The 24,390-nt window shown below is 72.5% G+C and carries 18 protein-coding genes and 1 pseudogene; 8 read left to right on the top strand and 11 right to left on the bottom strand.

Features of this window, described 5'->3' with window-relative positions:
• Window positions 1-22 precede the first annotated feature (22 nt).
• Window positions 23-1,408, bottom strand: coding sequence for a UTP--glucose-1-phosphate uridylyltransferase (locus CXH06_RS09035; protein ID WP_114854855.1), 1,386 nt, complete (start codon window positions 1,406-1,408; stop codon window positions 23-25).
• Window positions 1,409-1,446: 38 nt separating this feature from the next.
• Here CXH06_RS09035 and CXH06_RS09030 point away from each other — a divergent pair, with 38 nt between their 5' ends.
• The 3 genes from CXH06_RS09030 (at window position 1,447) to CXH06_RS09020 (ending at window position 5,532) form a co-directional block, all read left to right on the top strand.
• A complete protein-coding gene (locus CXH06_RS09030; protein ID WP_114854854.1) occupies window positions 1,447-2,094 on the top strand; it encodes an HAD family hydrolase in 648 nt (215 codons plus the stop codon).
• 33 nt (window positions 2,095-2,127) lie between these two features.
• Window positions 2,128-3,927: a methionine--tRNA ligase gene (gene metG, locus CXH06_RS09025; RefSeq protein ID WP_114854853.1), complete on the top strand. Its 1,800-nt coding sequence runs from the start codon at window positions 2,128-2,130 to the stop codon at window positions 3,925-3,927.
• 138 nt (window positions 3,928-4,065) lie between these two features.
• Window positions 4,066-5,532 carry a sugar porter family MFS transporter gene (locus CXH06_RS09020; protein ID WP_114854852.1) on the top strand — a complete coding sequence of 489 codons (1,467 nt, stop codon included), beginning with the start codon at window positions 4,066-4,068 and terminating at the stop codon, window positions 5,530-5,532.
• A gap of 25 nt (window positions 5,533-5,557) precedes the next feature.
• Here the strand turns inward: CXH06_RS09020 and CXH06_RS09015 are convergent, their stop codons facing one another.
• The 6 genes from CXH06_RS09015 to CXH06_RS08990 form a co-directional block, all read right to left on the bottom strand.
• Window positions 5,558-7,420, bottom strand: coding sequence for a transketolase (locus tag CXH06_RS09015; RefSeq protein ID WP_114854851.1), 1,863 nt, complete (start codon window positions 7,418-7,420; stop codon window positions 5,558-5,560).
• 129 nt (window positions 7,421-7,549) lie between these two features.
• Window positions 7,550-8,287, bottom strand: coding sequence for a PIG-L deacetylase family protein (locus CXH06_RS09010; RefSeq protein WP_114854850.1), 738 nt, complete (start codon window positions 8,285-8,287; stop codon window positions 7,550-7,552).
• Window positions 8,288-8,355: 68 nt separating this feature from the next.
• Window positions 8,356-9,444 carry an FAD-dependent oxidoreductase gene (locus tag CXH06_RS09005; protein WP_114854953.1) on the bottom strand — a complete coding sequence of 363 codons (1,089 nt, stop codon included), beginning with the start codon at window positions 9,442-9,444 and terminating at the stop codon, window positions 8,356-8,358.
• A 50-nt stretch (window positions 9,445-9,494) separates the two neighbouring features.
• A complete protein-coding gene (locus CXH06_RS09000; protein ID WP_114854849.1) occupies window positions 9,495-10,799 on the bottom strand; it encodes an O-acetylhomoserine aminocarboxypropyltransferase/cysteine synthase family protein in 1,305 nt (434 codons plus the stop codon).
• A gap of 77 nt (window positions 10,800-10,876) precedes the next feature.
• Entirely contained in the window at window positions 10,877-11,527 is a 651-nt protein-coding gene (locus CXH06_RS08995; RefSeq protein WP_114854848.1) for a DNA-3-methyladenine glycosylase I, read from the bottom strand.
• A complete protein-coding gene (locus CXH06_RS08990) occupies window positions 11,524-12,372 on the bottom strand; it encodes a siderophore-interacting protein (RefSeq protein WP_114854847.1) in 849 nt (282 codons plus the stop codon). The genes CXH06_RS08995 and CXH06_RS08990 overlap by 4 nt, the downstream gene beginning before the upstream one ends.
• Window positions 12,373-12,451: 79 nt before the next feature.
• Here CXH06_RS08990 and CXH06_RS08985 point away from each other — a divergent pair, with 79 nt between their 5' ends.
• Window positions 12,452-13,960, top strand: a complete 1,509-nt coding sequence (locus CXH06_RS08985; protein ID WP_114854846.1) for an NAD(P)/FAD-dependent oxidoreductase — start codon at window positions 12,452-12,454, stop codon at window positions 13,958-13,960.
• Window positions 13,961-14,021: 61 nt separating this feature from the next.
• Window positions 14,022-15,497: a peptide MFS transporter gene (locus tag CXH06_RS08980; protein ID WP_114854845.1), complete on the top strand. Its 1,476-nt coding sequence runs from the start codon at window positions 14,022-14,024 to the stop codon at window positions 15,495-15,497.
• Between the two features lie 3 nt (window positions 15,498-15,500).
• On the opposite strand, the gene helR is transcribed toward CXH06_RS08980, so the two are convergent.
• The 3 genes from helR to CXH06_RS08965 form a co-directional block, all read right to left on the bottom strand.
• Window positions 15,501-17,636, bottom strand: a complete 2,136-nt coding sequence (gene helR / locus CXH06_RS08975) for an RNA polymerase recycling motor ATPase HelR (protein WP_114854844.1) — start codon at window positions 17,634-17,636, stop codon at window positions 15,501-15,503.
• Window positions 17,637-17,782: 146 nt separating this feature from the next.
• Window positions 17,783-19,189 carry a hypothetical protein gene (locus tag CXH06_RS08970; RefSeq protein ID WP_114854843.1) on the bottom strand — a complete coding sequence of 469 codons (1,407 nt, stop codon included), beginning with the start codon at window positions 19,187-19,189 and terminating at the stop codon, window positions 17,783-17,785.
• A 44-nt stretch (window positions 19,190-19,233) separates the two neighbouring features.
• Complete coding sequence (locus CXH06_RS08965; protein ID WP_114854842.1) at window positions 19,234-20,937, bottom strand: sodium:proton antiporter; 1,704 nt, start codon at window positions 20,935-20,937, stop codon at window positions 19,234-19,236.
• A 181-nt stretch (window positions 20,938-21,118) separates the two neighbouring features.
• On the opposite strand from CXH06_RS08965, the gene CXH06_RS08960 reads away from it, so the two are divergent.
• The 3 genes from CXH06_RS08960 to CXH06_RS08950 all read left to right on the top strand — a co-directional run bounded on the left by CXH06_RS08960 (window position 21,119) and on the right by CXH06_RS08950 (window position 24,043).
• Window positions 21,119-21,685, top strand: a complete 567-nt coding sequence (locus tag CXH06_RS08960; protein ID WP_114854841.1) for a small multidrug efflux protein — start codon at window positions 21,119-21,121, stop codon at window positions 21,683-21,685.
• Between the two features lie 208 nt (window positions 21,686-21,893).
• The gene (locus tag CXH06_RS08955; protein WP_114854840.1) at window positions 21,894-22,421 is read left to right on the top strand and encodes an HNH endonuclease; all 528 of its coding nucleotides are present in this window, start codon (window positions 21,894-21,896) and stop codon (window positions 22,419-22,421) included.
• A gap of 86 nt (window positions 22,422-22,507) precedes the next feature.
• Window positions 22,508-24,043, top strand: coding sequence for a UDP-N-acetylglucosamine 1-carboxyvinyltransferase (locus CXH06_RS08950; RefSeq protein ID WP_157975680.1), 1,536 nt, complete (start codon window positions 22,508-22,510; stop codon window positions 24,041-24,043).
• A gap of 88 nt (window positions 24,044-24,131) precedes the next feature.
• On the opposite strand, the pseudogene CXH06_RS08945 reads toward CXH06_RS08950, so the two are convergent.
• Window positions 24,132-24,390: pseudogene (locus tag CXH06_RS08945) on the bottom strand (HNH endonuclease); the annotation flags it as partial.

Genomic DNA, 24,390 nt, shown 5'->3' with positions numbered 1-24,390 from the left:
GCGCGCCGGGCACCGTCGGCGCTCAGGCGCGGGCGGTGCCCACGCGCGCTCCCTCGGGCACCTCGCCGCCCTCCTCGCCCAGCACGGCGTCGCCCACCACCGTGACGTCCGGGCCGAAGGTCCAGTCGCCCTGGACGTCGAGGCTCGCGGCCTCCCGCAGCGAGGGCACCCCGTAGGGGAAGCGCGGCTCGAAGTCCTGGATGAGCTTGTAGGAGGCGCTCGCGAGGGCGACCGTCGGCACCTCCGGGACCTGCTGGACGAGAGCGGCCCGCTCGTCGAGGGTGTAGAGATCCGAGCGGATCAGCAGGAGATCGCTGGTGGCCTTGACCGGCAGGAAGCGGTCACGACCCACCACGATCGCGGTGGCGCCGTCGAACACCTCGATCGCCGCGCCCATCGCGGACTCGATCTGGTAGACGGGCGTGCTGGACGTGTCCGCGGGATCCACGGTCTTCTGGTTGCGGATGAGGGGCAGCCCCATGACGCCGCCGCGCTCCTCGAGCACCGCCGCCATCTGCTCGAGGTCGAACCAGAGGTTGTTGGTGTGGAAGAACGGGTGGCGGTGCTCGTCGGTGAAGAAGTCCATCTCCTCCGCCGGGGTCTGCGCGGTGTCGCGCAGGATGAGCCGGCCGTCGGAGCGTCGCCGCGCCAGATGTCCGCCCTTGCGGTCGGCGGCGGTGCGAGGGCACAGCTCGGCGGCGTAGGGGGCTCCGGTGGCGGCGAACCAGGAGGCGATCACGGGGCTGGGGACGGTGCCGAGGTTGTCCGAGTTCGAGACCGAGGCGTACCGGAACCCGGCGTCCAGCAGCTGCTGGAGCAGGCCGGAGGTCTGCAGGGCCGTGTAGATGTCGCCGTGCCCGGGCGGGCACCACTCGAGGTCCGGATCCGCGGCGTGCTCGACGGGAGCGAGGTCGTCGGTGCGGAGCTTGGGCTCCTTGTTCTGCAGGAAGTCCAGCGGGAGGTCCCCGACCGGCAGGTCCGGGTACTTCGCGAGCACCTCGAGGGTGTCCTCGCGGGTGCGGAAGGAGTTCATGAAGATCAGCGGCAGCCGGGAGCCGGTCGCCGTCCGTGCGGCCAGCACCTGCTGGGCGATGATGTCGAGGAAGCTCTTCCCGTCCCGCACCGGCAGCAGCGACTTGGCCCGGTCCAGGCCCATCGAGGTGCCCAGGCCGCCGTTGAGGTTGATGATCGCGAGCTGATCGAAGGTCTGCTTCGCGTGCGCGGGGTCGATCTGCACGTCCTCGAGGCGGGGCGGATCGAGGTAGGGCTCGATCGTGTCCTCGGGGATCGACCCGGTCACGCCCTCCTCGAGCTGACCGTAGTAATGGGAGAAGACGTCGATCGCGGTCTGCGCGACTCCGGCGTCGGCCATCTTCTGCTGGGCTGCGGCGAGTCCTTCGGTGCTCATGCTCACAGGGTATCTGTGCCTGTCCCTACGATGGCTCCATGGACGCCTCCCTGCTCGAGCTGCGCGACCTCGTCACCGCCGGCGCGGTGCGCGCCGTGGTCACCGACCTCGACGGCGTGCTGCGTCGTTTCGACCCGGGTCTGTGGGAGGTGCTCGACTCCGCGGCGGGCGTGCCCGCCGGCACCTGCATCGAGGCGATCCTGGGCCACCCGTACCTCCCGGAGGTGGTGCGCGGCCGCGGCACCCATGCCCGGTGGCGGTCCCTCGCGAGGGCCAGCCTCCGGGAGGCCGGGGTCCCGCCCCGGGCCGCCGAGGTCGCGGTCGCCGCCTGGGCCGCGACGCCGGCCCGGATCGACCAGCAGGTTCTCAGCGAGCTGGAGCGGCATCGCGCGCGCGGATGCGCCGTCTTCGTCCTCACCAACGGCACCGACCGGGTGCCCGAGGAGCTGTCGGCCCTCGGCCTCGACGCCTTCCTGGGACGAGGGCGCCGTTTCCTCCTGAACTCCGCGGACCTGGGGGCGGCGAAGCCGGAGCCGGAGGCCTTCTCCCGTGCCGCGGCCCGGATCGCGCAGGCGCTCGGCGAGGAGGTCCCTCCGGCCCGTCTGGCCCTGCTCGACGACACCGAGGGGCACGTGCGCGCGGCGCGGGAGTCCGGATGGCGGGGGATCGTGCATCGCCCGGCATGAGCGGGCCCTCCCGCTCCCCTAGACTCGTGCCCCATGAGCACAGTCCTGTCCGCAGTCGCCTGGCCGTACGCCAACGGCCCCCGCCACATCGGCCACGTCGCCGGATTCGGCGTCCCCTCCGACGTCTTCTCCCGCTACATGCGCATGGCCGGCCATGACGTGCTCATGGTCTCCGGGACCGACGAGCACGGCACCCCCATCCTCGTGGAGGCGGACCATCAGGGCGTGAGCGCCGCCGAGCTCGCCGACCGCAACAACCGGCTGATCGTCGAGGACCTGGTCGCACTGGGCCTCTCCTACGACCTGTTCACGCGCACCACCACCCGCAACCACCACCGCGTGGTCCAGGACATGTTCGTGGCGGTGCGCGACAACGGCTACATGATCGAGCAGACCACCTCCGGGGCGATCTCCCCCTCGACCGGTCGCACGCTGCCGGACCGCTACATCGAGGGCACCTGCCCGATCTGCGGCGCCGCCGGGGCGCGCGGCGACCAGTGCGACGCCTGCGGCAATCAGCTGGACCCGACGGACCTCATCGATCCCGTCTCCCGCATCAACGGCGAGACCCCGGAGTTCATCGAGACCGCGCACTGGTTCCTGGACCTGCCGGCCCTGGCCGGCGAGCTGGGCCGGTGGCTCGACGAGCGCGAGGCCACGGGGCTGTGGCGCCCCAACGTGATCCGCTTCAGCCAGAACATCCTCGAGGACATCAAGCCGCGCGCGATGACCCGCGACATCGACTGGGGCATCGTGGTGCCGGGCTGGGAGGACCAGCCGAACAAGCGCCTGTACGTCTGGTTCGACGCCGTGATCGGCTATCTCTCCGCCTCCATCGAGTGGGCGCGCCGCTCCGGCGACCCCGAGGCGTGGAGGACCTGGTGGAACGATCCCGACGCCCTCGCGTACTACTTCATGGGCAAGGACAACATCGTCTTCCACTCGCAGATCTGGCCCGCGGAGATGATCGCCCAGAACGGCCGGGGCGACAAGGGCGGGCGGCCGGGCCGGTTCGGCGAGCTGAACCTCCCCACCGAGGTGGTCTCCAGCGAGTTCCTCACCATGGAGGGCAAGAAGTTCTCCTCCTCCAAAGGGGTGGTGATCTACGTCCGGGACGTGCTGGACCGCTATCAGGCCGATGCGCTGCGCTACTACATCTCCGCGGCGGGACCGGAGAACCAGGACGCGGACTTCACCTGGGCCGATTTCGTCTCCCGCACCAACAACGAGCTGGTCGCCGGATGGGGCAACCTGGTCAACCGCACCGCGGCGATGATCGCCAAGAACGTCGGCGAGATCCCCGCCGCGGGCGACCTCGAGCCGGTCGACACGGCGCTGCTCGCGGCGATCCGCGACGGCTTCCGGTCCGTCGGCGATCTCATCGAGGCGCATCGCCAGCGCGCCGCGATCGCCGAGATCATGCGCCTGGTGGGTGAGGCGAACCGCTACGTCTCCGAGACCGAGCCCTTCAAGCTCAAGGCGGAGGAGCAGCGACCGCGCCTGCTCACGGTGCTGCACGTGCTCGCCCAGGCCGTCACCGACCTCAACACGATGCTCGCCCCCTTCCTGCCGGAGTCCGTCAACGCGGTGGAGAAGGCGCTCGGCGGGGATCGGATCATCGCTCCCCTGCCCCGGATCGAGGAGGTCGAGGATCTCGACGGCGGGCCCTCCTATCCGATCATCACCGGTGACTACACCCAGGTCCCGGCCTGGGAGCACCACCCGGTGACGGTCGGGCAGAAGGTCGCCAAGCCCACGCCCATCTTCCAGAAGCTCGATCCCGCCGTCGCCGAGGAGGAGCTCGAGCGCCTCGCCGCGAAGGCCGAGGGCTGAGCCGACCGACCTCCCGCCGGGCCGTGGATGCGCGGCGTGATGCGGTTCCCACATCGGTGCCCGGCGGGTGGCACGCGGAGGTCATCGCGGGTATACGGTGACGATATTCCCGGTCCCCGACACGGAGGCATCGTCCCCATGAGCACACCCGACGCCGCCGGCGCGACAGCCCATCACGCCACCCGCCTGAATCCGAAGGTCGTCGGCATCAGCATCGCCGCGGCGGTGGGCGGCTTCCTCTTCGGCTTCGACACCTCGGTCATCAACGGCGCCGTCAACGCGCTCTCCGAGGAGTTCGCCCTCGGCTCCGGTCTGACCGGCTTCGCGGTGTCCTCCGCGCTGATCGGCTGCGCCGTGGGCGCCTGGTTCGCCGGCAGCCTCGCCAACCGCCATGGCCGCATCCCGGTCATGGTGATCGCGGCGATCCTCTTCTTCGTCTCCGCCTTCGGCTCGGGCCTCGCGTTCGGGGTGTGGGACCTCATCCTCTGGCGCGTGATCGGCGGTCTGGGCGTGGGCGCCGCGAGCGTCATCGCCCCCGCGTACATCGCCGAGGTCGCGCCCGCGAAGTACCGCGGGCGCCTCGGCTCGCTCCAGCAGCTCGCGATCGTGCTGGGCATCTTCGTCGCGCTGCTGTCCAACGCGCTCCTCGCCGGCGTCGCCGGCGGTGCGGCCGAGACCCTCTGGTTCGGCGTGGAGGCCTGGCGCTGGATGTTCATGATCGAGGCGGTCCCCGCCGCGGTCTACGGCATCATGGCGCTGTTCCTCCCCGAGTCCCCGCGGTACCTGATCGGCCGCGACGACCTCGACAAGGCCTCGAAGGTGCTCTACGAGTTCACCGGTGAGACCGACGTCAACCTCAAGATCACCCAGATCCAGCACTCCCTCGAGCGGGAGTCGAAGGAGAGCCTGAAGGACCTGCTGGGCGGGCGCTTCGGGCTCAAGCCGATCGTCTGGATCGGCATCCTGCTCTCGCTGTTCCAGCAGCTGGTGGGCATCAACGTCATCTTCTACTACTCCACCACGCTGTGGCAGTCCGTGGGCTTCGACGAGTCCCAGGCCCTGCTGACCAGCACCATCACCTCCGTGATGAACATCGTCGCGACGATCATCGCGATCCTGCTGGTGGACCGGGTGGGTCGCCGCCTGATGCTGCTGGTGGGCTCGGCCGGCATGACCGTCTCCCTGGGCATGATGGCGCTGGCCTTCTCCTTCGGCGAGACCGCCGCGGGCGCGGAGAGCATCACGCTCCCGGATCCCTGGGCGACCGTGGCCCTCATCAGCGCCAACGCCTTCGTGATGTTCTTCGGCACCACCTGGGGCCCGCTGGTGTGGGTGCTGCTGGGCGAGATCTTCCCCAACCGCATCCGCGCCTCCGCCCTCGCTGTCGCGGCCGCCGCGCAGTGGGCGGCGAACTGGGCGGTCTCCGCCAGCTTCCCGGCGCTCTCGGGCGTCGGGCTGACCTTCGCCTACGGGGTGTACGCGGTCTTCGCGCTGCTGAGCTTCGCCTTCGTGTTCCTGCGGGTCCCCGAGACGAAGGACCGCGAGCTCGAGGACATGGACGACCTCCAGCTGGGCCGGCACGGCCAGCACGCCCCGGAGGCCTGAGCCGGGACGCGGGCGGCGGCGCGGCTCAGGCCTCCAGCAGGCTGCGCGCCGCCCGCACGATGTGGGCCGCGTCGATCCCCGCCCGCTCCAGCTGCTCGGCGCTGCTGCCCGAGCCGGGGACATGGTCCACCGCGAGGTGCTCGAGGTGCAGGTCCCGGATCGGCTCGCGGGCCAGGGCGGCGAGCACTGCGGCGCCCAGTCCGCCCTGCGGGTGGTGGTCCTCGACGACGATCACGCGCCCTCCCGTCTCCTCCGCCGCGGCGCGCACGGCGTCGCCGTCGAGGGGCTTGATCGAGTAGGCGTCGATGACGCGGAGGGACACCCCCTGCTCAGCGAGCTGCGCCGCCGCGGACAGCGCCTCGTGCACGGTGACCCCGGCACCGACCACGGTCACGTCATCCGTCGCGGAGCTGACCAGGGTCTTCGAGCCGCCGCGGGGGAACTCCTCCTCGGGCCCGTACAGCACCGGATACGCACCCCGCGTGGTGCGGAGGTAGCTGACGCCCGGTGTCCGCGCCATCAGCTCGACCAGGGCGGCGGTCGAGCTCGCATCGGAGGGATACAGCACCGTGGAGCCCTGCGTGGCCGAGAACAGCGCGAGATCCTCCAGCCCCATCTGCGAGGGCCCGTCGGCGCCGATCTCGACGCCCGCGTGGGAGCCGACCAGGCGCAGGTCCACCCGGGAGACGGGCGCCATGCGCACGAAGTCCGCGGCCCGGGTGAGGAAGGCCGCGAAGGTCGCGGCGAAGGCGAGGTGGCCACGGGTGGCCAGGCCGGTGGCGGCGGCGACCATCTGCTGCTCGGCGATGTGCATCTCGAAGAAGCGCTCCGGGAACTCCTCGACGAAGGGGGCGACGCCCGTCGAGTTCGAGACCTCCCCGTCCAGCGCCACCACCCGCTGATCCGCCCGGGCGAGCGCCACCAGGGCGGCGCCGTAGGCCTTCCGGGTCGCGACCTCCTCGCCGAGCTCGAACTCGGGGCGCCGGACGGGCTCCACGACGGGCTCCGGCCGCTTCCGGGCGGGCGGCCGCGGGCCGCGCACCACCAGAGCGCGCTCCCCGCCGAGCTCCTCGATCGCCCGGGCGGCGAGGTCCTCCGGGAACGGCTTGCCGTGCCACGTCTCGCTGTCCTCGATCTCCGCGACGCCCCGCCCCTTGACGGTGCGGGCGAGGATCACCAGCGGTCGGTCGGTCCCCTCGGCCCGGGCGAGGGCCTCGTCGATCTGCTCCACGTCGTGCCCGTCGATCACCGCCGCGCGGGCGCCGAAGCTCTCCACCCGCGCGGCGTAGGTCTCCAGGTCCCAGCCGAGCGCGGTGGGTCCGCGCTGTCCGAGCCGGTTCACGTCGACGATCGTGACCAGGTTCGTCAGTCCGAAGTGCGAGGCCGTGTCCAGCGCCTCCCACACGGAGCCCTCGGCGAGCTCACCGTCCCCGCACAGGACCCAGACGCGATAGGGCGCATGCTCGAGGTGCTTCCCGGACAGCGCGATGCCCACGCCGTCGGGCAGCCCCTGCCCGAGGGAGCCCGTGGCGACGTCCACCCAGGGCAGCACGGGGGTGGGATGGCCCTCGAGGCGCTGGTCCGCCCGGCGGTAGCCGGTCATGAGCTCCTCGTCGGAGACCACCCCGGCGGCCCGGTACACGGCGTACAGCAGCGGGGACGCGTGCCCCTTGGAGAGGATCAGATGATCATTGCCCGGGGCGTCCGGCACGTCCCAGTCGTAGCGGAGGTGGCGGGCCTGCAGCGTCGCCAGCAGGTCCGCGGCCGACAGGCTCGAGGTCGGGTGGCCGGAGCCGGCGGCGGTGGAGGCGCGGATCGCGTCGACCCGAAGCTGGGCGGCGAGATCGCGCACCTGGGCGAGGGAGTTCTCCTCATGCGTCGTGGACATGGACTGCTCCTTCCGGGACCTCCGGCGGAGCGAGGGCCGCCCCGGCGGGTCCGTGGCTCATCGTCCTGTGAGCTCCCCACCCTAGGAGCCTTCCGAGCCTCGGGCAACGGCGGCGGGGCGGGCGGTCGCTCAGAGGTGGAGGACCCGCAGGGTGACGGCGTAGGCGGTGCCGGCCTCCGCCCCGCCCTCGCGGAGGATCTCGGGCAGGAACGCCTCGGGCGCCGGATGGTCGGCGACATGGCGCAGGTAGGCCACGTGGGCGCTCAGGGATGCCACGGAGGCGCGCACCTGCTCCTCCTGGACCGGCCGGGCATGGGTGGGCCGCGGATGCCCGACGACCAGCAGGGCACGGGCGTGCCACGCCTCGAGACCCTCCTGCTCCGCCAGCTCGCGGAACACCCAGGGATTGGCGGCGTCGCGCACCGCATCGGCGGCGGCGAGCCCGGCGACGCGGTGATCGGCCTGGTTCAGCGAGCCGTACGCCTCCACCTCGAAGTTCGCGGTCAGCACGAGATCGGGGCGCACCTGGCGCACCACCCGGGCGATGTCGCGGCGCAGCGCGAGTCCCGCGGTGAGCATCCCGTCGGGGTGCTCGAGAATCCTCAGGTCCCTCACGCCGACGGCCGCGCAGGCCGCCCGCTGCTCGCCCTCCCGCAGCGGGGCGACCACCTCGGGCGCCTCGGCCATGCCCGCCTCGCCACGGGTCAGCAGCAGGTAGGTGACCTCGATCCCGGCGGCGGTCCAGGCGGCGACCGCGGCGGAGGCGCCGTACTCCATGTCGTCGGGGTGGGCGACGACGCACAGGATCCGCCGGACGTCGTCCTCCACCAGGGTGGGCAGCGTAGCGGGGACAGGGTTCTCGGTCATGCGACTCCTCCGGAGGGGCGCCCCGATGCCGCACCGGGGTCCCCTCCCACCCTAGGCAGGGGCCGGGCTCAGCGCGAGGGCTCGCGCCGTCGATCCCACCCCGCCAGCAGCGCGTCGACCGCGGCCCGGCCGGCGCGGTTCGCGCCGATGGTCGAGGCGCTCGGGCCGTAGCCGAGCAGGAGGATCCGGGGATCGGCGGCCACGGCGGTGCCGTCCATCGCGATCCCGCCGCGCGCGCCGTGCAGGGACAGCGGTGCGAGGTGCCGCAGCTCGTGGCGGAAGCCGGTGGCCCACAGGATCGTCTCGAGCGGCGTCTCGGTGCCGTCGGCCTCGAGCACGCCGGTGGGCGTGAGGCGGGTGAACATCTCCCGCCGCGCGAGCAGGCCGCGTCGCTCGGCCTCCCGCAGCGCCGGGGTCCGGACCAGACCGGTGGCGGAGACGACGCTGCGCACGGGCAGGCCCTGCCGGACGCGCTCGGCGACGGAGGCGACGCCCCGCCGCCCGGCCTCCTGCGTGAAGGGGCCGTCGCGCAGGACCGGCTCGCGCCGCGTGTACCAGACGGTGCTCGCGACGTCCTCGAGCTCCAGCAGGAAGCCCACGGCGCTGATCCCGCCGCCCACGATCCCGACGCGCTGCCCGGCCAGCTCCGCGGCACCCGGGTACTGGACGGTGTGCAGCTGGCGGCCGTGGAACTCCGCGGCACCCGGGACGGAAGGCACGAAGGGGCGGCTCCAGGTGCCCGTGGCGTTGAGGATCGCCCGGGTCCGCAGCGTGGGCCGCGGCGCGCCGCCGACCTCCTCGCTCCGGACGAGCAGGCCGCCCCGCCCGTCGTCCTCGACCCGGCGCACGCGCACGGGCCGCTCGACGGGCACCGCGGACCGTCGCTCGAAGTCCGCGAAGTAGGCGGGCACGGCATGCCGCGCGGGCTCCTCGTCGGCGGCGTCGACGGCGGGCATGCCCGGCAGCTCGCGGATCCCGTTGACGGTGGCCATCGTCAGGCTCTCCCAGCGGTGCCGCCAGGCGCCTCCCGGCCCGTCCTCCGCGTCGAGGACGGCGACGTCGTCCACGCCCCGGCGCCGCAGGTGGTACGCGGCCGACAGCCCTGCCTGTCCGGCCCCGATGACCACCACGTCGACGCTGCGCGCTGCGCTCTCCATGCCCGGCACAACCGGTCCGGCGGCGCGGGTGTTCCCGGGCGCGAGCGGCATCACCCGACGAGGGCGGGCACCTCCGCCGTGGTCCGTGCCGCGGCCGTCAGCCCCCGCTCGAGATCGCTCCAGAGGTCCTCGAGGTCCTCGAGGCCCACGCTGAGGCGGACGGTGCCGGGGCTCACCCCGCAGGCCTCGCGCTGCGCCGGGGTGAGATGGGAGTGGGTGGTGGATCCCGGGTGGCAGACCAGCGAGCGTGCGTCGCCGATGTTCACCGCCAGGGTCCACAGCTCGAGCGCGTCGCAGAAGGCCGCGGCGGCCTCCTCGCCGCCCGCCAGCTCGAGGGCGAGGACACCGGAGGTGCCGCGGGGGAAATCTCGCTCGGCGAGGGCGGCGTCCGGGCGGCCGGGGATGGTGGGGTGGTCCACGCGGGCCACGCCCGCCGCCTCGTGCAGGCGAGCGGCGAGGAGGGCGGCGTCGGCGCTGATCTTGCCCATGCGCAGGTCGAGCGTCTCGATGCCCACCAGGATCTGCTGAGCGCTCGCGGCGGGCAGCGTGGCGCCGAAGTCGGTCACGTACTTGGCGCGCGCATAGGCGAGCAGGCCGGAGCCGCCGCGCTCGTACTCGTCCGCGAAGGTCACCCCGAAGCGGCGGTTGAGGGTGGTGAGGCGTTCCCAGCGCTCGGGACATCGCCGGGCGTCGAAGGATCCGGTGTCGACGATGAGGCCGCCGATGGTGGTGCCGTGGCCGCACAGGTACTTGGTGGCGGAATGCACGACGAGGTCCGCGCCGTGGTCGCCGGGGCGGTAGAGGGCGGGGCTGGCGAGCGTGGAGTCGACCACCACGGGGACGTCGCGGGCATGGGCGATCTCACTGATCGCGTCGAGGTCCACCAGCTGCGCGCCGGGGTTCGCGATCGATTCCACGATCACGGCGCGGGTCGCGGGGGTGATGGCCCGCTCCCAGGCGTCCAGGTCCCAGGGATCCACCACAGTGGTGTTGACCCCGAAGTCGGCGAGGGTGTCGTCGAGGAACTCGGTGGTGCCGCCGTACAGCAGCGAGGAGGCGACCACGTGCCCGCCGGGCGCGGCGAGGGCGCACAGGGCGATGCTCGTGGCCGCCTGTCCGGAGGCGACGGCGATCGCGTCGATGCCGCCCTCGAGCGCGGTGATCCGCTCCTCGAGCACGACGGTGGTGGGGTTGCCGGAGCGGGAGTAGGCGAATCCCTCCTGGCGGCGCTGGAACAGCGCCTTGAGCGATGCGTGGTCCGGATGCGCGTAGGCGCTCGAGGCGTACACCGGCGGGGTGACGGCGCGATGCCGGTCCTGCGCGCTCCATCCCGCGTGGATCGCTGCTGTGCTCACGGTGCCTCCCTCGTCGTCCGGACCTGACCGACCAAGGATCCGCGAGCGCGCTCAGCGGTCGCGAACGATATGACGGATCATGACGCGGCGGGGGTCCCCTCCGCGGTCCATACCCCCGACGTGCCACGGCGGTGGGAGCCCAGCAGGTGGGTGTCCACCACGCCGAGCGCCTCCAACAGCGCGAACATCGTGGTGGGGCCCACGAAGCGGAAGCCGCGGCGCTTGAGCTCCTTCGCCAGGGCGATCGACTCGGCGCTGGTGGTGGGGACCTCCTCGGCGGTGCGCGGGAGCGGGGTGCGCTCCGGTCGGTAGGACCACACCAGGTCCGCGAGCGTCGCCCCGGGGCCCAGCGTGCCGTGCGCTCCCATCCCCTCGGCCTCGCGCAGCGCGATCACCGCGCGAGCGTTGGAGACGGTCGCCTCGACCTTGCCGCGGTGGCGGATGATGCCCGGGTCCTCCAGGAGGCGCTCGATCTCGGCCTCCCCGAAGCCGGCGACCGCCTCGGGCTCGAAGCCCGCGAAGGCGCGCCGGAAGCCCTCCCGGCGCCGCAGGATGGTCGCCCAGCTCAGCCCGGACTGGAAGCCCTCGAGCGCCAGGCGCTCGAAGACGCCGCGCTCGTCGCGGACCGGCATCCCCCATTCGGTGTCGTAGTAGAGGCGCAGGTCCTCGTGGACGGAGGCCCACACCGGACGGGCCAGCCCGTCGGCCCCGACGGCCAGGGAGCTCATCCGTCGATCGCGCCGATCGGCTCGCGCTTCTCCGCCTGGAACTGGTCCTCGATCCGTCCCAGCGCCCAGTAGGCGGAGATCGAGAGGTTCTCGCGCGGGATGCCGGCCTCCGTCACCAGCAGACGACGCAGCTGCTTGGTCAGGCCGCGCTCGGCGTGGCAGAACACCTGCAGCCCGCCGACGTCGGAGAGATCGAGCGCGGCGACCGCCGCCCGCAGATCCTCGCGGCTGCCGATGACCCAGTCCAGCTGCACGCCCTCCGGGCGCGTCAGCGCGAGCCGGTCCTCCTCGTGCTCGAGCTGGATCAGCACCCGCCCCGTCGCGGCGGCGTCCATCGCCTCGAGGGAGGCGGCGATCGCGGGCAGTGCGGCGTGGTCCCCGATGAGCAGGTGCGCGGCAGAGTCCGCGAGCGGGGTGTAGCCGCCGCCGGCGCCCATCAGGGCGATGCGGTCCCCGGGCAGCGCCTGGTCCGCCCAGCGGGCGGCCACGCCGTCCCCCTCGCCATCGCCGTGGAGCACCACATCGATGTCCAGCTGCTGCTTCGCGTCGTCCCAGGAGCGCACGGTGTAGGTGCGACGGACGGGAAGCAGCTCGGGATTCTCCGCCCGCAGCGCGTCGAGATCGTAGGGCGGCTGGAGGCCCGAGGCCGGGTCCGGGATCAGGAGCTTGACGTAGGCATCGGCCTGCTCGTTGCGGTGCAGCTGCGCGTACTGCTCGCCACCGAGGGTGAGGCGGAGCAGGCGCGGGGAGATGCGGGCCTTGGCCAGCACCTCCAGCACGGCCTGGCGCTTGGGCTTGCGCGCCGTGGTCGCGGCGGGGCTGGTCTGGGCTGACGTGGTCTGCATGCCCTCAGATTACGCGACATCGGCGTGACGTAAATACACTCGCGCCTCGTCTCACGGCCCGGACACCTAGACTGGGGCCATGGCCCCGTCGACCGCGTCCCCGTTCTCGCGCCCCGAGGTCGACGCCGTCGTGGTCGGTTCCGGCCCCAACGGCCTCTCCGCTGCGGTGACCCTCGCCCGCGCCGGCCTGAGCGTCGAGGTCCTCGAGTCCGAGGACACGATCGGCGGGGGCGCCCGCACCCTCGACCTCGGCCTCGCGCCGGGGATCGTCCACGACATCTGCTCCGCCGTGCATCCGCTCGCGCTCGCGAGCCCCTTCTTCGCCGCTTTCGACGTCCGCGCCCGCGGCGTCGAGGCGATCTCCCCGGAGGCCTCCTACGCCCAGCCGCTGGACGACGAGCCCGCGGCCATCGCCTGGCACGACGTCGAGCGCACCGCCGACGGCCTCGGAGCCGACGGGCGCCTCTGGAAGGCCACGCTCGGCACCCTCGCCCGGCAGCAGGACCTCGTGGTCGAGCTCGCCCTCGGCGACAAGCGCTCGATCCCCCCGGCGCTGCTGACCCCCGCCACGGCGCTCGCCGCCCCGCTGTTCGGCGGCATGATCGGTCTCCAGGGCACGCCCGCCTGGGACCTCCCGCTGCGCACCGAGCGAGCCCGCGCCCTGCTCACCGGCGTGGCCGCCCATGCGATCGGCCGCCTGCCCTCGCTCGCTCTCAGCGCGACCGCCACGCTGCTGGGGACGATCGCCCACGGCGTCGGCTGGCCGATCCCCGTCGGCGGCTCCCAGGCCATCATCGACGTGCTGGCCCAGGACCTGCGCGCCCACGGCGGCACGATCCGCACCGGCCACCGCGTGCGCACCTGGCGGGACGTGCCGGCCGCGCGGGCCGTGCTGCTGGACACCCCGGCCGGTGCCGCGGCCGACATCCTCGGAGGCCGCCTCCCCCGCTCCCTGGAGCGGGCGCTGCGCGCCTTCCCCCACGGGGACGCGGCCGCGAAGGTCGATTTCGTGCTCTCGGGCCCGGTGCCGTGGCGCGACGGCGAGGTGGGCCGGGCGGGCACCCAGCACCTCGGCGGCACGCGCGCCCAGATGGCCGCGGCGGAGGCGCAGGTCGCCGCCGGTCGCCTCCCCGACCGCCCGATGACCCTGGTCTCCGACCCCTCGGTGGCCGACCCCTCCCGCCGGCACGACGGGCTGCGACCGCTCTGGGCCTACGCGCACGTCCCCGCCGGGGACCCCACAGACCCCACGGAGCTGGTCACCCGCCAGATCGAGCGCTTCGCCCCGGGCTTCCGGGATCTGATCGTCACCTCCCGCGGCGTCAGCGCGGCCGACATGCCGCGCCACAACCCGTCGCTGGTCGGCGGGGACATCTCGATGGGACGGGTGACGATGTACGGGATGGTCGCGCGGCCCACCGCCCGCTTCGACCCGTACCGCCTGGCGGACACCGGCTGGTACCTCTGCTCCTCGGCGACCCCGCCGGGACCCGGCGTGCACGGCATGAGCGGCTGGCACGCGGCGCAGCGGGTGCTGCGCCACGAGTTCGGCCTGCGGCAGATGCCGGACCTCTCCCCGCACGACTGACCGATCACACGACGCGCCGTGCTCTTGGACTTCGCCCTCCGGTGACGGACAATCAGCATTCGTGAACTCCTCCGACGCACCCGAGACCGGCACCTCCGTGCACAATCCGTCGGGCCGGACCTTCTTCGGTCAGCCCCGACCGCTCGCGAACCTGTTCAGCGTGGAGCTGTGGGAGCGCTTCAGCTTCTACGGCATGCAGGGCATCCTCGCGATCTACATGTACTTCTCCGCCACGCAGGGCGGGCTGGGGATCGACGAGACCGTCGCGCTGAGCATCGTCGGCGCCTACGGCGGTTCGGTCTACCTGTTCTCGATCCTCGGCGCCCTGGTCTCGGACCGGCTGCTGGGACCCGAGCGGACGCTGTTCGCCAGCGCGCTGCTGATCATGCTGGGGCACCTCTCCCTGGCGCTGATCCCGGGCGTGCCCGGTCTGATCGTCGGCCTGCTGCTGGTGGGCATCGGCTCCGGCGGCCTGAAGTCGACCTCCGCGACCCTGGTCGGCGCGCTGTACTCGCGGGACGACCCGCGCCGCGACGCCGGGTTCTCCATCTACTACATGGGCATCAACATCGGTGGTCTGCTGGGCCCGCTGGTGACCGGGTTCGCCCAGCAGTCCTGGGGCTTCCACCTGGGCTTCGGCCTGGCCGCGGTCGGCATGGCGCTCGGTCTGCTCCAGTACACGCTCACCCGCAAGGGGCTGCCCGAGAGCGTGCACCACGTCCCCGATCCCCTGCCCCGCCGGATGTACCCCGTCTGGGGCGGCATCGCCCTGGGCGTCCTGCTGCTGGTGATCGTGCTGGTCCTCACCGGCGTGGTCACCGCGAACAACCTCGCCGCGATCGTGGTGGGCCTGTCCGTGGTGGGCGCGGTCGTCATCTTCGCCCTGCTGCTCACCTCGTCGAAGGTCGACGCGGAGGAGCACTCCCGGGTGCTCGCCTTCATCCCGCTGTTCCTGGGCACCTCGGCCTTCTTCGCGCTGTTCCAGCAGCAGTTCACGGTCATCACCCTGTACTCCGACACCAGGCTCGACCGCATGATCCTGGGCTGGGAGATGCCGATCTCCTGGGTGCAGTCCTTCAACCCCTTCTTCATCATCACCCTCGCGCCCGTGATGGCGGCGGTGTGGACGAAGCTGGGCACCCGTCAGCCCACCACGCCGCGCAAGTTCGGGGTGGGCATCATCCTCATGGGCTCGGCGTTCCTCCTGTTCCTGCCGATGGCGAACGTGGTCGCGGTGCCGGTGATCTGGATCGCGATGATCATGGTGGTGGCCACCCTCGGCGAGCTGTGGCTCTCCCCCGTCGGCCTCTCCCTCGCCACCAAGCTCGCGCCGACGGCCTTCCCCGTGATGATGATGAGCCTGTACTACCTCGCGGTGGCGCTGGGCACCGCCCTCTCGGGGGCGCTGGCGACCTTCTACTCGGCGGAGAACGAGGTGCTGTACTTCGGCGTGCTCGGCGTCGTCACCATCGGGCTGGGCCTGATCATGCTGGCGATCGCGAAGCCCGTGGGACGGGCGATGCGCGGGGTGCGCTGACCCTCAGGCGAGCATCACCAGCTCGGCGGTCGCGCGCGTCATCGCCACGTAGCGGGCGACGGCCCCCTCGAGGCCCTCACCGAGGGCCTCGGGGGCCATCAGCACCACGAGATCGAACTCGAGGCCCTTGGCCAGGGCGGGCGTCAGCGAGCGCACCCGCGGCCCGCTCGGGTGCGTCCCGTCGCCGATGACCGCCGCGGTCCCCTCCTCGTGCGCGGCGAGCCAGGCCGCGAGGACCTCCTGCAGCTCCTCGACGCGGCCGCGGCGCACGGGCGTGCCCGTCGTGCGCAGGGAGGTGGGCACGTTCGCGTCCGGCAGCGCCGCCCGGATCACCGGGGCGGCCTCCTCCATGATCTCGCGCGGGGTGCGGTAGTTCAGCGTGAGGGTCGCCCGGTCGATCCGCTCCAGTCCCACCCGGGCCAGACGCCGTTCCCAGCTCTCGGCGAAGCCGTGCGCGGCCTGGGCCCGATCCCCCACGAGGGTCAGGCGGCGCGACGGGCAGCGGCGCAGGATCATCGCCCACTGGGCGTCGTCGAGCTCCTGCGCCTCGTCGACCACCACGTGGGCGAAGGGCCCCGCCAGGGCGTCGGGCGGGGGCACCGGGACCGTGGCGCGGTCCTCGAGGGCGTGGCGGAGGTCGTCCCCCCGCAGCATGGACATCTCCTGCATCGCGGAGCTGTCGGAGGCGATGAGGTCCTCGACCAGCAGATCGATCTCCTCGACCGTCTCCCGCTGGGCGGCCCGGACGCGGCGACGGCGCTCCTCGGCCCCCGGATCTCCGAGGCGGTGCCGGAGGGCGTCCAGCAGCGGCAGGTCGGAGACGGTCCACTCCCGCGGCCGCACGCGCTGGAGCAGACGGACCTGCTCCTCGCCCAGCGACGGGGCGCAGCGCCGCAGATAGGCGGGGACCTCGTAGAGATCGCCCAGCAGATCGGTCGCCGTCAGGAGCGGCCAGGCACGGCGGAGGATCCGCTCGAGCTCCTCGTCCCGCCGGAGCTCCTCGCGGACCGCGTCGATCCCGGGATGCTCCTCGAGCTGCGCGGCGACGACCTCGGCGAGCTCCTCGCGCAGCTCCTCGCGCGCGAGGTTGTGCGGCGTCCCGGGGTCGACGGCGCCGAACACCTCGGCCCAGAGCCCCGCGTCGACGATCGCGCTCCCCCAGGGCGTCCGGGCCTCGTGCGGTGCGGTGGGCGGCTCCTCGTAGAGGGCGACGGCCGGCTCGATCGCCTCGACCATGACCTGCCGGCCCTTGAGCGCGGCGACGGCGGGGTCCGCCTCCGCGCCCGCTGCGGCGCCCTCCGGCACGAGATCCGCCAGGGTGCAGGTGCGCACCCCGTCCTCCCCGAGATGGGGCAGGACGTCGGCGACGTAGTGCAGATAGGGGCGATGGGGGCCGACGACCAGCACCTCTCCGCGCCCCTCGCGCAGGCGGGGGTCGTGATGGAGCAGGTAGGCGGCACGGTGCAGGGCCACGACGGTCTTGCCCGTGCCCGGTCCCCCGTCCACGACCAGCGGCCGGGCCGCCCCGGCACGGATGATCGCGTCCTGATCGGCGGCGAGGGTGGTCAGCACGTCCTGCATCCGCGGGCTGCGGGCGCGGGCGAGGGCGGTCAGCAGCGCGGACTCCTCGTCGAGGCTCTCCCCGGCCCGTTCCGGTCCGTCCGTGAGCGACTCGTCCCAGTAGTCGCGGACCCGACCACCGGCCCAGCGGTAGCGACGGCGGGAGACCAGGCCATGGGGGCGGGAGCGGGTGGCGGAGAAGAAGGGCTCGGCGGCCGGGGAGCGCCAGTCCACCAGCAGCACCCGGCCCGCCGCGTCCCGCACGCCCTGCCGGCCCACGTACACCGCCTCCCCGCCGTCCGCCGGGAGCATCCGCCCCAGCACGACGTCTCGACGGATGCCGCGCAGGCTCCGCAGGCGGCGCCGGGCGTGGTCAACGTGGGCCTCGCGCTCCACCCGCCCCTGCGCATCGCCGGTCCGACGGGTCAGGGCGTCGTCCAGATGCGCCTCGAGCGCGGCGATGTCGGCATCGAGGGCATCGGCGATCGCCCGGAAGCGGGTCTCGTCGGCGGCGATGCGCTCCGGAGCGGCCTTGTGGGCGCGCTCCGCGGTCAGGTCGAAGGCGGATTCCTGTGTCATGTCTCCCCGAGGGTTCGGCGTCCTCGACGGCCGATCGTGCCGCGAGGGACGTGATCCTGCCCGACCGAGGGGGCCTTGCCGCAAGCCCCCCACCTCGGAATATACTGGTGCCACGCCAGGAGGAGACGACCCCTGCCGGGGTCCGCTCAGCTGAGGATCGTCGGCCCCGAGGGCCCCCGCTCCTTGAGCAGCGAGACCAGCGCGACCATCATGACCGGCGACCCCTCGTAATGGTCGCCCTGTCGCCGTATCGCCCCGGAGCCGACGAGATCATCGAGGTCCGCGGCGACGTGCACCCACCGTGCGAGCTCGAGGTGATCCGGCTGCCCGGTCCGCTCGTCGAGCGGGATCCGCGGTCCGTCCCGCTCGTCGCCCTCGGCCACCGGCCGCGTCAGCGTCAGCCCGCCCGGCCGGCACACCTCGAGCATCGCCGCCAGAGTGTCGGGCATCCCGCGGAAGCCGCCGTCCTCGCGGTCCCGGGCGTCCTTGCCGAACAGCAGCGCGGTGAGCACGGCGTGACCGAACTCGACGAAGCCCTCGGGGTCCTGCGCCGCCCGGGCGTAGGGGACCGGGCCCTCGGCACGCCGGATCACCCCGCCGTCCTGCTCGATCCAGCCGCCGTCCAGCAGCGTCACCCACGGCCCCGTGAGCTCGGGGTGGTCCCACATCGAGTGCACCTCGGTCTCCGTGCCCATCCGCCCGAGCAGCTCGCGCACGTCGTGACGGCGCAGCGCACCGGTCGCCGTGAGTCTCCGTCCCTGCCGCTCCTCCCCCACGAACTCCAGCACCGTCGCGGCGCTGCGGACGAAGCCGTTGGCCCGGTACGACTGCTCGTCGAGGTCCAGGTCCACCTCGCGCAGCGGATCGGCGCCCTCCTCGGGGGCGGGAAGGAACCACGGCCAGGGGCGACCGGAGCCGTCGGCGTCGGCGACCTCCCGCATCTCGCGGTCGCGGTCGTAGGGCCGGGAGGGCTCCGCCAGGCGGCCCGTCTCGCTCAGCGCGACGCGTTCCTCGTCCGGCAGAGCGTTGTACCAGTGCATGAAGGCGGCCAGCTCGTCATCGTCCTCGAGCTCCACGCCGAGGGACAGGCCGTAGCCGAGGATGTTGGTCGAGAAGGAGCGCCGCGTGGGGTCGTCGGCGGCCTCGAGGGCCGCGAACTCGAGCTCGCGCAGGATGCGCGGGACGTCGTCGGGCGCCATGGACTCCTCGCGCCAGCGCCCCGTCTCGCGCAGGTGCCGGAAGAAGCGGCCGAGCGTGGGCACCATGTCCATGACCTGCTCACGGGGCTGGATGACGGTGCGCGGAACCGTCCGGGTGAGCAGCTCCTCCGTGAGCTCCTCGCTCCACAGGCCCACATCGGGGCTGTCGAGCCGCTCGGCCTTCAGCCGCAGCAGGGTCTCCAGGGTCTGCACCTCGGCGGACGCCGGAGCGTCCTGCTCCCCGGTGAGCCGCCAGGTGCCGTACTCGGACAGCACCTCCTCCCGCTCCCGCTGCCACCGCTGTCGAGTGTCCCGGTCCCGGGGGGTGTCCGCGCTGCGCTCCTGGTCCTCCATCCCTCCAGCATGACGCCCCGCGGCGCCGCCCGCCACCATGAGAGTCAGGAATCGGGCCGTCGCAGCTGCGCGAGGTCGAGCTGCTCCTGCGCGCGGGCGATCGCGGTCGAGTCGTAGGAGCCGGTGGAGCGGGCCTCGCCCAGGGCATCCTGCTTGGCCTCATGGATCATCGACATCAGCTCCGTGTACTGGGCGCGCGCGGGATCCTCCGCCCGCGCCCGCTTCTGCGGGACGGACATCCGCGCGTGGGCCTCGCGCGCCGTGCGCAGGACGGCGTCCTCGAAGCGGCTGCCGTCGCGGCGGCGCAGCCCCGGGTTCTCGAGCACCTGGCCGATCGCGGCCTCGTCGAGCTCCGTGAGCAGCAGCGTCAGCTCGCGGCGCGCCTTCTGCTCGTCGGTGCCGCGGATGCCCAGCAGCCGGATCAGCAGCGGGAGGGTCCCGCCCTGGCCCACCAGGGTCACCAGCGCCACCACGAAGGCGATGAGGATCAGCTCCGAGCGGTAGGGGAAGTCCAGCGGCAGCGACTGGGCGGCGGCGAGGGTCACCACACCGCGCATCCCCGACCAGGCGATCACCGCTCCCCCACGCCAGCCCAGGCCGTTGCTGGCGTAGAAGCGGGCGTCGGCGTGGTGGCGCTGCAGCCAGCGCTCGATGCGCGCTCCCCGGGGATGCTGCTGGAACTGCTCGTCGACGGAGACCTGCTCGAGCATCTCCGCGAAGCGTCGCGCCCGGTCCTCGTGGCTCGAGCGGCGGGTGCGGGCGGTGAGCACCACGGGCACCACGAACGCCGCGCGCACCACACCGAGCGCGAGCACCATCAGCACCCCGATCCAGAGCGCATCGGCGATGGACAGGCCGGAGATCCGCACGTCCTCGACGAGCGTCCACAGCTGCAGCCCCATGAGCAGGAACACGCCGTTCTCGAGCAGCAGCTGCACGGTGAGCCAGTTGGTGCGCTCGGAGGTGCGGTCCTGGACGCTGAGGCGCCGCACGGCGCTCGCGCCGGTCACCAGGCCCGCGGCGACCACGGCCAGCACCCCGGAGGCGCCGGCGGCCTCGGCGGGCAGGAAGGCGAGGAAGGGCACCACGAAGGAGATCGCCGTGGTGAGCACCGGCTGGTCGATCCGCGAGCGCACGGCGACCGCGATCGTGCCCACCACCGCCCCGACGACGATGGCCACGACCACGGCGTAGCCGAAGTCCGCGGCGGCATCCCAGAAGGAGAAGGCCCCGGCGGTCGCGGCGACGGCCGTGCGCAGCAGCACCAGGGCGGTCGCATCGTTGACCAGCCCCTCCCCCTCGAGGATCGTCAGCAGGCGCGGCGGCAGCCCCAGGCGCTTGCCGATGGAGGTGGCGGCCACAGCGTCCGGTGGAGAGATCACGGCGCCGACGGCGACGGCCGCCGCGAAGCTCAGATCCGGGAAGATCCACCACAGCAGCGCCCCGGTCACGAAGGCGGAGACCAGCACCAGCACCACCGAGAGCGCGCCGATGGTCCGCAGGTCGCGACGGAAGTCCACCACCGGCATGTTCACCGCGGCGGAGTACAGCAGCGGCGGGAGGACGCCAGCGAGGATCAGCTCGGGGTCCGGGGCGATGTCGGGCACGCCCGGGAGCAGGCTCAGACCCACGCCGAGCAGCACCAGCAGGATCGGGGTGGCCACCCCCAGCTTCCCGGCGAAGTAGCTCGCTGCCACGATCAGCAGCACGGCCACGACGGCGACGAGCTCGAGCTCTTCCACGGGCATGCACGGACCTCCTCCCGCCTGATCCTAGACCCGTGCATCAGGCGGCACGTGACAGATGTCAGCGGCGGCCGCACAGGGCCTCACGGGAGCCGATGAGATCTCGCTCTACTGCCGGAACCCCTCGACGACCAGGATGAATACATCGCATACAGCGAACTCCGGCACAGAGGAAGCAGACACCATGGACATCTACGAAGGCCTCCAGAACCTCATCGACCAGGTCCCGCCGCTGCTCCAGCCCGTCATCGTGGCGCTCGTCGCGATGATCCCCTACGTCGAGGGCGAGGGAGCGGCCATGCTGGGCCTCATCGCCGGCATCAATCCGGTGGTCGCCGCGGTCTCCGCGGCCGCCGGCAACATCTTCGTCGTCACCGTCATCGTCCACTTCGGCGACCGGATCCGCTCCGCGATCGTGGGCCGCCGTCGGGCGCGAGCGGCGCACGGCGCCCGCGTCGAGGTGATGGCCGGCGGTCCCGCTCCTGCCCCGTCGGACGCCCCCGAGCCGGCTCCCGCGACCAGGACCTCCAAGGGTCGCGAGCGTCTGCTGCGCTGGGTGGTGCGGTTCGGCGTCCCCGGGGCGAGCCTCATCGGCCCCCTCGCGCTGCCCACGCACCTCACCGCCGCGACCCTGGTCGCCACCGGCGTGCGCCGCAACTGGGTGCTGCTGTGGCAGGTGATCGCGATCGTGATGTGGACCACGGTGGTGACGCTGATCGGCACCGGCATCCTCACGGTGGTCACGGGCTGACCCCGCAGGCGCGGGCCCTGCTCAGGGCGCTCCGGAGCGGGATGTTCCCGGTCTGTGCAGGTCCCCGTCACCTGCTCGTCCCCCGGGATCGGGAGAATTTCCTGGTCATGGGAGACCGGTTCGGGGAGACTGGCGGTGCTCGGTCCACGAGCTCCTCCCGCCCCCGGGCCGAGGCGACGCACAGCGCCCGACGGAAGGAGGTGGCACGATGTCCCAGGTCAAGGTCTACAACCTCGGGTACGACCCGGAGACCGGGATCGGCGAGCTCCTGCACACCACGACCGTGCGCCACGCCTTCGGGATGATCCGCCGCGAGGTCGCCGACCCCGTCGAGCTCACCATCGTCGAGGACCGCATCGTCCCCCTGGCCCTCGAGCTGACGCGGGAGCTCAGCGGGGCGTGGGTCGAGGGGATCGGGCAGCGCTCGGTGGGCTTCTCCTACCGCGCGGTCCACGACCGCGACCACTGGACCTGCGCCTACTGCGGACGCAGCGTCTCCAAGACCCCGGCCTGCGAGGCGCTGCTGGCGACCGTGGATCACATCATGCCCGTCTCCCGCGGAGGCCCGTCCTCCTGGACGAACCTGGTCAGCGCCTGCAAGGAGTGCAACAACCGCAAGGCGGACCGCACGCCGGAGGAGGCGGGGATGCCGCTGCGGGTGGAGCCCTATGACCCGGCTCTCGCCTATCGCGTGGGGGGCTACGTCGAGCTGCTCCCGGTGCTGGTCACCGCCTGAGGCATCGAGAGCGACGCGGCACAACGTGACGATCGCCGCACGAAGCCTGAACAGCACGTATCTCATCTATGAGTTACGGTCTCGCCATGACTGTGAACCAGGACTACCTGTCGAGGATCGGCACTCTCATCCGCGACGCCCGTCAGCACTCCGGACTCACGCAGAACCAGCTGGCCACCCAGCTCGGCACCAGCCAGAGCGCGGTGAACCGCATGGAGAAGGGTCAGCAGAACATGACGCTCGAGACCATCTCGAAGATCGGCTCCGCCCTCGATTCCGAGCTCGTGGGCCTGGGCACCTCCGGCCCGAGCCACCTCCGCGTCCACGGGGAGACCACGCTCTCCGGGGAGATCGACGTGAAGTCCTCCAAGAACGCCGGCGTGGCCCTGCTGTGCGCCTCGCTGCTGAACACCGGCACCACGGTGCTGCGCAAGGTCGCCCGCATCGAGGAGGTCAATCGCCTGCTCGAGGTGCTGACCTCCATCGGGGTGAAGGCGACCTGGCTCAACGCCCAGAACGATCTCGAGCTGCGCGTGCCGGCGCGGCTGGATCTCGCCTCGATCGACGCCGAGGCCGCCCGCCGCACCCGCTCGATCATCATGTTCCTGGGACCGCTGCTGCACCGCGAGGGCGCCTTCCAGCTCCCCTACGCGGGCGGCTGCGATCTGGGCACCCGCACCGTGGAGCCGCATATGACGGCGCTGCGCCACTTCGGCCTCGAGGTCGTGGCCACCGATCACAACTACCAGGCCAGCACCGCTGCGGGCACCGGGCCGCGGCGTCCGATCGTGCTCACCGAGCGCGGCGACACGGTCACGGAGAACGCCCTGCTGGCCGCCGCGCTGTACGACGGCGAGACCGTCATCCGCAATGCGAGCCCGAACTACATGGTCCAGGACCTCTGCTTCTTCCTCGAGAAGCTGGGCGTGCGCATCGAGGGCATCGGCACCACGACGCTGCGGGTCACCGGTCGCCGCGAGATCAGCACCGACGTCGACTACGCCCCCAGCGAGGACCCGATCGAGGCGATGAGCCTGCTCTCCGCCGCGATCGTCACCCGGTCCTCGATCACGGTCCGCCGCGTCCCGATCGAGTTCATGGAGATCGAGCTGGCGACCCTCGAGGAGATGGGCTTCCGCTACGACCGCTCCGAGGAGTACGCCGCGGAGAACGGCCAGACGCGCCTGGTGGACATCACCACCCACCCCTCGGACCTCCGCGCACCGATCGACAAGATCCATCCCATGCCCTTCCCGGGCCTGAACATCGACAACCTCCCGTTCTTCGCGGTCATCGCCGCGACTGCCGACGGGCAGACGATGCTCCACGACTGGGTGTACGAGAACCGCGCGATCTACCTCACCGAGCTCACCAAGCTCGGCGCCAACGTCAAGCTCATGGACCCGCACCGGGTGCTCATCGAGGGCCCGACCCGCTGGAGCGGCGCCGAGCTGATCTGCCCGCCCGCGCTGCGCCCGGCCGTGGTGATCCTGCTGGCAATGCTCGCCGCGAAGGGCACCTCGGTGCTGCGCAACGTCTACGTCATCAACCGCGGCTACGAGGACCTCGCCGCGCGGCTGAACAAGCTCGGCGCACGGATCGAGACCTTCCGGGACATCTGAGCGGCGGCGGGCCCTGGCCCCGCTCTCCGGGCGACCTGCGGGGATACCGGCACCTCACCGTGTGGTGGGGTGCCGGTTCCGTTTCTGCTCAGAAGGGTGGGGGTCCGGGGTCGTGGGGTGGGGGGATGATGCGGCGGGGGCGGGCGCGGCGGTGCTCGGTCCGGAGGTTCTGGTGGGTGTCCCATGCGTCGGTGAGGAGGCGGGTGATTGCGGGGGTGGCGAGGTCGGTGGCCTCGCGGGTGCGGGTGCGGACGCTGGTGTCGATCATCCAGCGGGTCTCCAGCGGTCCGGTCCGGGTGGAGCCGTCCGCCTGGGTGGCGGGGTCATCGTCCGGGTCGCGGGTGGGG

It is taken from the genome of Brachybacterium sp. YJGR34, from assembly GCF_003347015.1.
Taxonomy (GTDB): Bacteria; Actinomycetota; Actinomycetes; order Actinomycetales; family Dermabacteraceae; genus Brachybacterium.
Note: the sequence above shows the minus strand (reverse complement) of the source record. Positions and strands in the feature narration are given on the sequence as shown.

Excerpts from the sequence above, each read along its gene's own strand:
- CXH06_RS09005 (WP_114854953.1), bottom strand. The coding sequence starts at position 9,444 with ATGGAGAGCGCAGCGCGCAGCGTCGACGTGGTGGTCATCGGGGCCGGA.
- CXH06_RS08970 (WP_114854843.1), bottom strand. The coding sequence starts at position 19,189 with ATGGAGGACCAGGAGCGCAGCGCGGACACCCCCCGGGACCGGGACACT.
- metG (WP_114854853.1), top strand. The coding sequence starts at position 2,128 with ATGAGCACAGTCCTGTCCGCAGTCGCCTGGCCGTACGCCAACGGCCCC.
- CXH06_RS08950 (WP_157975680.1), top strand. The coding sequence starts at position 22,508 with ATGACTGTGAACCAGGACTACCTGTCGAGGATCGGCACTCTCATCCGC.
- CXH06_RS08995 (WP_114854848.1), bottom strand. The coding sequence starts at position 11,527 with ATGAGCTCCCTGGCCGTCGGGGCCGACGGGCTGGCCCGTCCGGTGTGG.
- CXH06_RS08960 (WP_114854841.1), top strand. The coding sequence starts at position 21,119 with ATGGACATCTACGAAGGCCTCCAGAACCTCATCGACCAGGTCCCGCCG.
- CXH06_RS08990 (WP_114854847.1), bottom strand. The coding sequence starts at position 12,372 with ATGCAGACCACGTCAGCCCAGACCAGCCCCGCCGCGACCACGGCGCGC.
- CXH06_RS08955 (WP_114854840.1), top strand. The coding sequence starts at position 21,894 with ATGTCCCAGGTCAAGGTCTACAACCTCGGGTACGACCCGGAGACCGGG.
- CXH06_RS09010 (WP_114854850.1), bottom strand. The coding sequence starts at position 8,287 with ATGACCGAGAACCCTGTCCCCGCTACGCTGCCCACCCTGGTGGAGGAC.
- CXH06_RS08985 (WP_114854846.1), top strand. The coding sequence starts at position 12,452 with ATGGCCCCGTCGACCGCGTCCCCGTTCTCGCGCCCCGAGGTCGACGCC.
- CXH06_RS09030 (WP_114854854.1), top strand. The coding sequence starts at position 1,447 with ATGGACGCCTCCCTGCTCGAGCTGCGCGACCTCGTCACCGCCGGCGCG.
- CXH06_RS09035 (WP_114854855.1), bottom strand. The coding sequence starts at position 1,408 with ATGAGCACCGAAGGACTCGCCGCAGCCCAGCAGAAGATGGCCGACGCC.
- CXH06_RS09015 (WP_114854851.1), bottom strand. The coding sequence starts at position 7,420 with ATGTCCACGACGCATGAGGAGAACTCCCTCGCCCAGGTGCGCGATCTC.
- helR (WP_114854844.1), bottom strand. The coding sequence starts at position 17,636 with ATGACACAGGAATCCGCCTTCGACCTGACCGCGGAGCGCGCCCACAAG.
- CXH06_RS08965 (WP_114854842.1), bottom strand. The coding sequence starts at position 20,937 with ATGCCCGTGGAAGAGCTCGAGCTCGTCGCCGTCGTGGCCGTGCTGCTG.
- CXH06_RS09020 (WP_114854852.1), top strand. The coding sequence starts at position 4,066 with ATGAGCACACCCGACGCCGCCGGCGCGACAGCCCATCACGCCACCCGC.